Genomic DNA, 8,680 nt, shown 5'->3' with positions numbered 1-8,680 from the left:
GTGTCCGCGCTGGCGCTGGCCAACCAGAGCCAGCAGAGCGTGCTCCAGCTGCTCCGCTAAGTTCAGCCACATCAACGTTCAAGACGGCGGGGGAAACCCCGCCGTCTTTCTTTTTGGCTGAAAAGAAAAATGCCGAGTCGCGCGGGCAAAACGCATCATGCAAAAAATTGTGCCTTCGATCTTAATCTCATCAGAACGCACCGCGGGCATGGTGGTGAAAATATGGATTTCCGCCGGACCGCCGACACAAATGGTAACGGTTGCTAACCATATTTAAAGGCCGGACTTGTATGAAAGTTGGGCAGTTCTTGCAGTCCCGCGGTCACTGCCAACCGCTCCCACCGAGGTTTCCTGAATGTCCAATGCAGCCCAGGCCTACGCTCGTACGTCGCACGCGACGTCGTCTCCCCGTGAAATCGAAGCGCAGGCGCTGCTGAAGGCCGCACGACAGCTCCAGGAAGTCCAGACCAACTGGGCCGGTCCCGGCCAGGCGCTGGAGAACGCGCTGCTGTTCAATCGCCGGCTCTGGTCGATTTTCATGAGCGCGGCGACGGCCGACGAGAATCCACAGCCGATCGAGGTTCGCCAGAAGATCGCCAATATCGGTGTGTTCGTGATGAAGCAGACGGTCGACATGCAGATGAGCCCGGATCCGGCCAAGCTGAAGGCGCTGATCGACATCAACTGCAACCTTGCCGCCGGCCTTGCCGGCCGCGGCTGACACGGCATTAAGGGTAGGGGAGCCGTAGCATGGCCGACGTCCTGAGCATCCTGTCGGCCAACTACAAGACCGTCGGGCAGACCGTGCCCTCCAATACGCCGTACTTCGCGGTCAATCCCGACAATTATCAGGGCGACTGGACCGGCAAATATGCCGACAACAAGTCGTTCAAGATCTCGGTCTCGAACGTCACCGGCTTTCGCGCCAAGGTGCACTACCAGAGCGGCGCCACCAGCAAATATCAGGACGTGCTGATCAGGAATAATTCGTTCCGGGTCGGCGACACCAAGTTCACGCTGGCGAGCAACGGCAAGGCCGAGATCAACACCGTCGTCACCGATCCCGTCAGCGGACAGACCTATCTGGACAAGGCTTACGCGACCCACCAAACCTGACTAGCGGGCGTTCTGAATTTCAAGCCCGCTGGTCGGTAACGCGAAGCCGCTGCGGCGCTTCCCTGGTCAGGTCGAGGGCGTGGAAATAGGCGCGGCGGCGCAGCACCGCTTCTTCCGGAAACTGCTTCACCACCTGGCTGGTCCGGTTGTCGACCACCTGATAGACGACCGCCCGCGCGTCGCGATCGATCACCACCTGGTTCGAGACGGACGGATTCGAAATCGATATATGGACCGCGCGGGAATCGCTGCTGCGTGCGCCGGCGTCCGACGCCGTCACGCTCTGAGGCGCCGGCAATTCGGTCGCGACCGCATTATGCGCCGCTTCGCTGATCGGTTGAACAATCGGCGCGGCAACCGGTGCCCCCACCGGTTTGATGTTGAAATCTGTACTCATGGCAGCCTCCAGGCTTGCTTCGAGTCAAATCCCAACCCCTCTCAAACCGCAATATAGCCTGGCACCCCTCAACACGGTGTTAGGGAACGCGCTGAATCCCGTGCCTATACGGGGGTACGCATTTGTCGAAAATTTTAGATGTTCAGAGCGAGCGGCTCACCGCGAGTGGCGTCATGTTGCGCGGCCCTGGCGTCGCGCGCTGGCCGCTCGCCGTATAGGTGTTGGGGATATTGCGGCGCTGGATCTCGACGTTGACGCCGCGCACGATGCCTTCGGACACCGCATGCGCGGTCGCAAGCACCGTGAGGTTGATCTGCAGCATGGCGCGGAACGTATCGTGATGGCGCCGCAGCGTGGTCAGCAGCTCAGGCGATACCTGCGCCAGGTATTTTTGCGAGTTCTTCAGGTGTTCGACCGCGACCATGTAGCGGCGCGACAGCTCGCCCTTCTGGCCTTCAAGCTCCATCGCTTCGCGGATATTGCCGGCGCGAACCAGTTCGGTTTCGCGCTCGATGATGCCGAGCAACCCGCTCATCACGTCCACCAGGTCTTCCGCGAGTTTGCGGGCCTCGACCGGCGAGGAAATCGCGCGTGCCGGTGCGGCGGCGGGCTGTGCTTGCGGGCGCTGATTCATGTCGGGGTTCCCTATCTCAGCCGGCGCGATTGGCTTGCTGCAGGATCAAGGTACGGAAGACGTCGTTGGAGATTCCGATGCCGCCGGATTTGGCGAACGACTTCGAATATTCATCCGTCAGCATCGAGCGCCAGGCGCCGGTGCCCGTCGTATCGCCGAACGGGCCTTCGCCTTTGACGCCGGTGGTCATCTGCGAGAACATCGAGTTCAGGAACATCGCCTCGAAGTCCTGCGCCTTGGCGCGGGTCTTCTTCTGCGCCTCGGGCGAAATCCTGGTCAGGGCCTCGGCCAGCTGCGGATCGTTGCGGCGGTTGATCGGCGTGGATTTCGGGTACGAATTGCTAATGCCGCTCAAGCTGCTTTGCATCACATCACCTCGATGTCGGCCTGGATCGCGCCGGCGGCCTTGATCGCCTGCAGGATGCCGATCAGGTCGCGCGGACCGATGCCGAGACCGTTGAGGCCGTCGACGAGCTGCTGCAGCGAGACGCCGTCTTTCACGACCGCGAATTTCTTGCCGTCTTCGGAAACGGACACGCTCGAGCGCGGCGTCACCACGGTCCGGCCGCGTGACAGCGGATTGGGTTGGCTCACTTGCGGACTCTCGGAAATCGAGACCGTGAGGTTGCCCTGGGCCACCGCCACGGTGGCGACGCGCACATCGCGGCCCATCACGATGATGCCGGAGCGTTCGTCGATCACGATCTTGGCGGTGAGGTCGGGTTCGACCTGCAATTGCTCGATCTCGGTCAGGAAGGCGACGACGTTGCCCTTGAACTCGGCGGGGATCGCCAGCTGCACCGTGGAGGGATCGATCGGCTCGGCGGTCTTGACGCCGAGGAAATCATTGACCGCCGCGGCGATGCGCTTGGCGGTGGTGAAATCGGCGTTGCGCAGCGCCAGCCGCACATTGGGCAGGCGATTGAGTGCGAATTCGATCTCGCGCTCGATGATGGCGCCGTTGGGGATGCGGCCGTTGGTCGGTACGCCGCGGGTGATGCTGGCGGCGGCGCCTTCCGCCGCGAAGCCCGAGATCGCGAGCGAGCCTTGCGCGACCGCATAGACATTGCCGTCGGCGCCGAGCAGGGGGGTGACGAGCAGAGTGCCGCCGGTCAGGTTCTTGGCGTCGCCGAGCGCGGAAACGGTGACGTCCATCCGCGTGCCCTGGGTGCCGAACGCCGGCAGGTTGCCGGTGACCATCACAGCGGCGACGTTGCCGGTGCGGATGGTGGCGCCGCGGATGTTGACGCCCATGCGTTCCAGCATCGCCTGCAGCGACTGCTTGGTGAAGGGGATGTTGTTCAGCGTGTCGCCGGTGCCGTTGAGGCCGACGACGAGGCCGTAGCCGATCAACTGGTTCTGACGCACGCCTTCGATATTGGCGAGGTCCTTGATCCGTGAGGTCGCGCCCGCGGACATGGCCGACAACGCCAGCGCCAGCAGCGCTGCGCAGCCCACCAACAATACTCTCGCCGTATGGATGCCGGGCATCCCAATGCTCCCCTGGAAGTCGTTCCCGGACAACGCGCCACTCCCATGACGGTAGCCCGCGATTAACTATGCGAGATCGGTGCCACGCGGTTTCGGTGGTCTAGTCCGTTGAAAGTGCTATGCTTTGTTCGGTGGTGTGCGATCCGGCCGATCTCGCGGCACCGGCGAAACTGCCGCGCTGCGGCAGATTTTGCCGGGTCGTTTACGCGGCATTAACCATAAAGCGGCGAAGCTCCCTGCAATCGACCGGCGAGATTCACGACGATGCGCATCTACGGACCGAACGGCACCACGCTTGGATCGCCCGCGAGCAGCACGCGGCGAACCAGCTCGACCGGCTTTTCGCTGCCGGATGCGCCGGCGACGCCGGACGAAACCCGCTCCGCGGCCCCGCCGAAAGCCGCCGGCAGCATCGACGCGCTGCTGGCGATGCAGGGCGTCGAGGATCCGACCGAGCGCCGCAAGCGGTCGGTGGCGCGCGGGCGCGGCGCGCTCGACGTGCTCGACGAGCTCAAGCTCGGGCTGCTGTCCGGCAATCTCGACACCGCCACCATGAACCGGCTGCGCGATGCCGCGGCCAATTTGAAATCCTCCTCCGGCGATCCCGGCCTCGATGCCGTCCTGGCCGAGATCGAGCTTCGGGTCGAAGTCGAACTGGCCAAGGCTGGTAAGTTTTAGAGGCCGAGAAGTTCTAGGCTTCGCGCTTCCTCACATCCCGTCTGTCACGCCGCCATCGCATTGCGCTGCGCATCGTAGCGGCGCTGCGCGTTCAGCACTTCCTTCAGATTGCTTTCCGCCCAATCGCGCAAGGCATCGACGGCTGTCGACAGCGTCGCTCCCAGCGGCGTGATCGAATACTCCACCGTCACCGGCACGGTTGCGATGACGCGGCGCTTGATCAGCCCGTCGCGCTCCAGGCTCTTCAGCACCTGCGACAGCATCTTCTGCGAGATGCCTTCGATGGCGCGGCGCAGCGCATTGAAGCGCATCGGCTCGTCGCGCACCAGGAGCAGAATCAGAACCGCCCATTTGTCGCCGACGCGATCGAGAATCTGGCGCGTCGGACAATTGGCGGCATAGGCGTCGGGTTTCATTTTCATGGCGGTTACTCCGGCGTAATCAAGTGAGTTCAAAGTGCTCTCTTAACACCTGCGCTCTTTGCGTTATCTAGTCACCATTGGATACCACATCCATCCCCATCGCAAGGAGACCTAAGATGAAGATCGCCGTCGTCGGCGCGTCTGGAAATGCCGGATCGCGTATCGTCACCGAACTGGCCAGCCGTGGCCACACCATCACCGCCATTGCCCGCCACCCCGAGAAGATCGCGAGCCAGCCCAACGTCACGGCCAAGCAGGGCGACGTGCAGGACCAGGTCGGCCTGGCCGCACTGTTCGCCGGCCACGATGCCGCGATCAGCTCGGTGCATTTCCTCGACAGCGACCCGGTCCGGCTGATTGGCGCCGCCCGTGATTCGAAGGTTGGCCGCTACCTCGTGGTCGGCGGCGCCGGCAGCCTCGAGGTGGCACCGGGTGTCCGGCTGGTTACGACGCCGAATTTTCCCGTGGTATACAAGGCCGAAGCCGAGAAGGGCGGCGCCTTTCTCGACCTGCTGCGGCAGGAAAAGGAGCTGAACTGGACCTTCCTGTCGCCCTCGGCCCTGTTCACGGCCGGCGAGCGGACGGGCAAGTTCCGCCTCGGGACCGACCAGCTTTTGACCGCGTCCGACGGCAAAAGCTGGATTTCCTTCGAGGACTTCGCAGTTGCACTCGCCGACGAAATCGAGCGTCCGGCCCACCTCCGGCAGCGTTTTACCGTCGGTTACTGACCAAGCGGGCTGCCCCGCTGCGGTGCACAGTTTTGCCTGTGTATGCGCTCCGGGGCGGCCTTCCTTGCCGCAGGGCCGATATTGTCTGTCACAACTCGCCGCTATATAAGGCGCGCGCGGACGGACGATTTTCTGTTCCGCCTTGCACTTGTAGATAGGCTGACATTGGAAAAGTTGAAGAATTATCGACCCTCCGAAAAAGAGCCTTTCATGAACGACCGCCAGCGCGATTATTTTCGCGCCAAGCTGCTGGCGTGGAAGGACGAGATCCTGCGGGAATCTAAGATCACCCTGCAGACGCTCCAGGAAGAGAACGTCAATCATCCCGATCTGGCTGATCGCGCCTCTTCCGAAACCGATCGCGCGATCGAACTGCGCGCCCGGGACCGCCAGCGCAAGCTGATCTCCAAGATCGACGCCGCGCTGCAGCGTATCGAAGACAACACCTACGGCTATTGCGAAGAGACCGGCGAGCCGATTTCGTTGAAACGGCTGGAAGCCCGCCCGATCGCAACGCTGTCGGTGGAAGCGCAGGAGCGTCACGAGAAGCGTGAAAAGGTTTACCGGGACGAGTAGAGTAACCTCCGGCATCTGATCGCAGCGCGCGGTCGGCATTGCCGGATTGCAACGAGAGAGCTGCCGCCGATGGACAAAATTCTCGCGGCCGCCAAGCGCATCGCAAGCGCCCGCCGCAGCCGTTCGCCGCTGGCCGCGCTTTCGAGCGAACTCGTGCCGCAGGACGAGGCCGAGGGCTACCAGGTTCAGCGCGCGGTCCACGATCTGCTGCTGCCGCAGATAGGCAGCCTCGTCGGCTACAAGATCGGCTGCACCAGCGCGGTGATGCAGCAATATCTCGACATCCCCCATCCCTGCGGCGGCGGCGTGTTCGCCAAGGGCGTGCATGAGTCCGGCGCCAAGCTGCGCTTCGGCGATTACGTCCGCGTCGGCGTCGAGTGCGAGATCGCGGTCCGGCTCGCGCGCAATCTGTCGCCGTCGGAAGCGCCGTTCACGGCCGAGTGGGTGATGGAGGCGATCGAGGCCTATCACCCCGCGATCGAGATCGTCGACGACCGCTACGCCAAGTGGGAAACCATGGGTGCGCCCACGCTGGTGGCCGACGATTTCTTCGCCGCGGGCTGCGTGCTCGGCGAGGCGGTCGCGCGCACTGCGGCGCCCAATCTGCTCGAGGTGGTCGGCCGCGCGATCGTCAACGATACCGAAGTCGGGCGCGGCACCGGCGCCGACGTACTCGGGCATCCGCACAACGCGCTGGCCTGGCTCGCCAATCATCTGGCCGAGGAGGGCGTGGGATTGCACGCCGGGCAGATCGTGCTCACCGGCAGCCTGGTCAAGACCGTGTGGCTCAATGCCGGCGACAGCGTGGTGATGGAGCTCGACGGGCTCGGCACCGTGGCGGCGAGCTTTCGGGACTGAGCGGGAACCATGCAAGGGCAGGAGAGCGTTCCCTCGATTCTCGAAGCCGACGCGCGCGGTGAAGTCGCCGAGATCTTCGCCGACATCCGAAAGGTGCTCGGCACCAGCGTCGTCAATCTGATCTGGCGCAACCTCGCGACCATGCCGGGCGCGCTGCCCTGGACCTGGGCCACGGTGCGGCCGCTTTATCTCGGCGCCGCACCGCTGCATGCCGAATCCATCAGGCGCACGATCGCCTTGCCCGATCTGCCCGGATTTTCCGCCGACACGATGCTCGCCGCCAGCATCGATCAATCCGACCAGGCCATCATTCGCAATGTGCTGGACAGCTATCAATACACCAACGCGCTGGCGCTGACCGTGCTGTCGGCGTTGCTCGCGCATTTCGAACCGCGCCCGGCCGTTACGGTCACGGCCGCCAGCTCCGCAGCCCCACCCTCCGACGTCAAGATTCCGGAACTGCCGCCAATGGACGCGCTCGATCCCGAGGTGGCGCGGCTGGTTGCGGAATTGAACGGCTTTGGCGAGGACACCGAACCGCAATTGATTGCGAGCATGTACCGGCATCTGGCGTACTGGCCGGCGTATCTGGCGCTGGTGCGAACCATGCTCGCGCCGCTGCAAGCCGACGGCAGGCTCGATGCGCTGACGCGTGCGACACGCGCGCTCGGGCACGCGCATGGTCAGGTGCTGGCGTCGCATTTGAAGCCTGCGACGCCGCCGGACGCGCTTGCGGGCGTGCTGAAATCCTGCCGTTTGTTTGTCGAGCATCCGATCGCCCGCATGACCGGGCTCTGCGCATTGATCCGCCGCGCCACGCCTGAATGAACGGATCTCGTAGCCCGGATGAGCGAAGCGAAATCCGGGAATGGTCGCGCTACTGGTCCCGGATGTCGCTTCGCTCATCCGGGCTACGAATTCTTCATCAGCTACCCGAGCACTTCAACTCGGTTCGGTCATAGAACGCTTTGATGGCGTTGAAGGGGACGACGAACCGTTCCGGATACCCCTTGAACCACACCAGCACTTCGAAGCGGTCGTCCTTCACGGTCAGCTTGCCGAATTCATATTGCAGGACGACGGTCATCTCGTTCGGATATTTCTCCAGGAGATATCCCGGCATTTTCACGCCCTCGGTCCGGGTCGTGAAGGTGATATGGACCGGATGTTCTTCGGCCGCGTGCCACAGCGTCTCGGCAATGTTGAAACGCGCCGGCGTCGTGCTGCAGGGCTCAGCCGCCACCGCGCGGGATGCGGCGAACATGGTCGCCAGCACGGCGAACAGGATTCCTGCTTTTCTTGTTGTGGCCTGCATTGGTTCGTCTCGCGTTGTCGCACTGTTTCATGCGTCAGTGACCTCGGAGTGCACATGGGTTCATTCCGGTGGGCCAGCGGCGCTTCGAACGTGCGGGAGGTCACAGGTAGTACTCCACATACAACTGTCGTCACCCGCCCGAGTGCGCAATTGCGCACGGGGGCGGGTGACCCAGTACGCCGCGGCTTCTCGGTTCTATTATCGGCGTCTCTGGGATACTGGATCGCCCGCCTTCGCGGGCGATGACACCTGAATATGTGTTAGCGTTCTCGCGACGCATTGCGCCCGAGCTTTGCTGGAAACTTCCCGCCCTCTCATCAAGAGGGCGCAGGGAAGACCGGGTGCGCGCTGCACCCGCGGTCTCGCGTGCGGATTGCACAAAACAAAGTGCACACGAGCATACAGGGCAGCGGAGAACACCCGGCCTTCCCTGCGCAATGGCTTTGCGGCTTATGCCGTGCTCTC

General features: G+C 63.3%; 13 protein-coding genes. 7 read left to right on the top strand and 6 right to left on the bottom strand.

From position 1 onward, the window contains the following. Positions 1-355: 355 nt before the first annotated feature. A complete protein-coding gene (flaF, locus tag JQ641_RS37680) occupies positions 356-721 on the top strand; it encodes a flagellar biosynthesis regulator FlaF (protein ID WP_192740230.1) in 366 nt (121 codons plus the stop codon). Between the two features lie 29 nt (positions 722-750). Continuing rightward, positions 751-1,116, top strand: a complete 366-nt coding sequence (locus tag JQ641_RS37675) for a hypothetical protein (RefSeq protein WP_212002397.1) — start codon at positions 751-753, stop codon at positions 1,114-1,116. Positions 1,117-1,135: 19 nt separating this feature from the next. On the opposite strand, the gene JQ641_RS37670 is transcribed toward JQ641_RS37675, so the two are convergent. From JQ641_RS37670 to JQ641_RS37655, 4 genes are all read right to left on the bottom strand, one after another. After that, complete coding sequence (locus JQ641_RS37670) at positions 1,136-1,513, bottom strand: hypothetical protein (protein ID WP_212002395.1); 378 nt, start codon at positions 1,511-1,513, stop codon at positions 1,136-1,138. A 142-nt stretch (positions 1,514-1,655) separates the two neighbouring features. After that, complete coding sequence (locus JQ641_RS37665; RefSeq protein WP_212002392.1) at positions 1,656-2,147, bottom strand: hypothetical protein; 492 nt, start codon at positions 2,145-2,147, stop codon at positions 1,656-1,658. Between the two features lie 16 nt (positions 2,148-2,163). Continuing rightward, the gene (flgJ, locus tag JQ641_RS37660; protein ID WP_212002390.1) at positions 2,164-2,514 is read right to left on the bottom strand and encodes a flagellar assembly peptidoglycan hydrolase FlgJ; all 351 of its coding nucleotides are present in this window, start codon (positions 2,512-2,514) and stop codon (positions 2,164-2,166) included. Further along, entirely contained in the window at positions 2,514-3,638 is a 1,125-nt protein-coding gene (locus JQ641_RS37655; RefSeq protein WP_212002388.1) for a flagellar basal body P-ring protein FlgI, read from the bottom strand. The genes flgJ and JQ641_RS37655 overlap by 1 nt, the downstream gene beginning before the upstream one ends. A 264-nt stretch (positions 3,639-3,902) precedes the next feature. Here JQ641_RS37655 and JQ641_RS37650 point away from each other — a divergent pair, with 264 nt between their 5' ends. Beyond that, positions 3,903-4,316: a flagellar assembly protein FliX gene (locus JQ641_RS37650; protein WP_192740236.1), complete on the top strand. Its 414-nt coding sequence runs from the start codon at positions 3,903-3,905 to the stop codon at positions 4,314-4,316. A 44-nt stretch (positions 4,317-4,360) separates the two neighbouring features. Here the strand turns inward: JQ641_RS37650 and JQ641_RS37645 are convergent, their stop codons facing one another. Beyond that, on the bottom strand, positions 4,361-4,732 hold the full coding sequence (locus tag JQ641_RS37645; RefSeq protein WP_192740311.1) for a winged helix-turn-helix transcriptional regulator: 372 nt from the start codon (positions 4,730-4,732) through the stop codon (positions 4,361-4,363). Between the two features lie 122 nt (positions 4,733-4,854). Here JQ641_RS37645 and JQ641_RS37640 point away from each other — a divergent pair, with 122 nt between their 5' ends. The 4 genes from JQ641_RS37640 to JQ641_RS37625 all read left to right on the top strand — a co-directional run bounded on the left by JQ641_RS37640 (position 4,855) and on the right by JQ641_RS37625 (position 7,728). Beyond that, positions 4,855-5,466, top strand: coding sequence for an NAD(P)-dependent oxidoreductase (locus JQ641_RS37640; protein ID WP_212002386.1), 612 nt, complete (start codon positions 4,855-4,857; stop codon positions 5,464-5,466). A 210-nt stretch (positions 5,467-5,676) separates the two neighbouring features. Next, the gene (gene dksA, locus JQ641_RS37635) at positions 5,677-6,042 is read left to right on the top strand and encodes an RNA polymerase-binding protein DksA (protein ID WP_092509290.1); all 366 of its coding nucleotides are present in this window, start codon (positions 5,677-5,679) and stop codon (positions 6,040-6,042) included. A 69-nt stretch (positions 6,043-6,111) separates the two neighbouring features. Next, complete coding sequence (locus JQ641_RS37630) at positions 6,112-6,900, top strand: 2-keto-4-pentenoate hydratase (RefSeq protein WP_212002384.1); 789 nt, start codon at positions 6,112-6,114, stop codon at positions 6,898-6,900. Between the two features lie 9 nt (positions 6,901-6,909). Then, complete coding sequence (locus tag JQ641_RS37625; protein ID WP_212002377.1) at positions 6,910-7,728, top strand: hypothetical protein; 819 nt, start codon at positions 6,910-6,912, stop codon at positions 7,726-7,728. A gap of 97 nt (positions 7,729-7,825) precedes the next feature. Here the strand turns inward: JQ641_RS37625 and JQ641_RS37620 are convergent, their stop codons facing one another. Then, entirely contained in the window at positions 7,826-8,215 is a 390-nt protein-coding gene (locus JQ641_RS37620) for a ClpXP protease specificity-enhancing factor SspB (protein WP_249151167.1), read from the bottom strand. Positions 8,216-8,680: the final 465 nt, after the last annotated feature.

This window comes from Bradyrhizobium sp. JYMT SZCCT0180, from assembly GCF_018130165.1.
GTDB lineage: Bacteria > Pseudomonadota > Alphaproteobacteria > Rhizobiales > Xanthobacteraceae > Bradyrhizobium.
This window is presented reverse-complemented; position numbering and strand designations above follow the sequence as displayed.

Coding starts and splice junctions, on each gene's coding strand:
- JQ641_RS37650 (WP_192740236.1), top strand. CDS start 3,903: ATGCGCATCTACGGACCGAACGGCACCACGCTTGGATCGCCCGCGAGC.
- JQ641_RS37625 (WP_212002377.1), top strand. CDS start 6,910: ATGCAAGGGCAGGAGAGCGTTCCCTCGATTCTCGAAGCCGACGCGCGC.
- flgJ (WP_212002390.1), bottom strand. CDS start 2,514: ATGCAAAGCAGCTTGAGCGGCATTAGCAATTCGTACCCGAAATCCACG.
- JQ641_RS37675 (WP_212002397.1), top strand. CDS start 751: ATGGCCGACGTCCTGAGCATCCTGTCGGCCAACTACAAGACCGTCGGG.
- JQ641_RS37655 (WP_212002388.1), bottom strand. CDS start 3,638: ATGCCCGGCATCCATACGGCGAGAGTATTGTTGGTGGGCTGCGCAGCG.
- JQ641_RS37630 (WP_212002384.1), top strand. CDS start 6,112: ATGGACAAAATTCTCGCGGCCGCCAAGCGCATCGCAAGCGCCCGCCGC.
- JQ641_RS37620 (WP_249151167.1), bottom strand. CDS start 8,215: ATGCAGGCCACAACAAGAAAAGCAGGAATCCTGTTCGCCGTGCTGGCG.
- JQ641_RS37670 (WP_212002395.1), bottom strand. CDS start 1,513: ATGAGTACAGATTTCAACATCAAACCGGTGGGGGCACCGGTTGCCGCG.
- JQ641_RS37665 (WP_212002392.1), bottom strand. CDS start 2,147: ATGAATCAGCGCCCGCAAGCACAGCCCGCCGCCGCACCGGCACGCGCG.
- dksA (WP_092509290.1), top strand. CDS start 5,677: ATGAACGACCGCCAGCGCGATTATTTTCGCGCCAAGCTGCTGGCGTGG.
- JQ641_RS37645 (WP_192740311.1), bottom strand. CDS start 4,732: ATGAAACCCGACGCCTATGCCGCCAATTGTCCGACGCGCCAGATTCTC.
- flaF (WP_192740230.1), top strand. CDS start 356: ATGTCCAATGCAGCCCAGGCCTACGCTCGTACGTCGCACGCGACGTCG.
- JQ641_RS37640 (WP_212002386.1), top strand. CDS start 4,855: ATGAAGATCGCCGTCGTCGGCGCGTCTGGAAATGCCGGATCGCGTATC.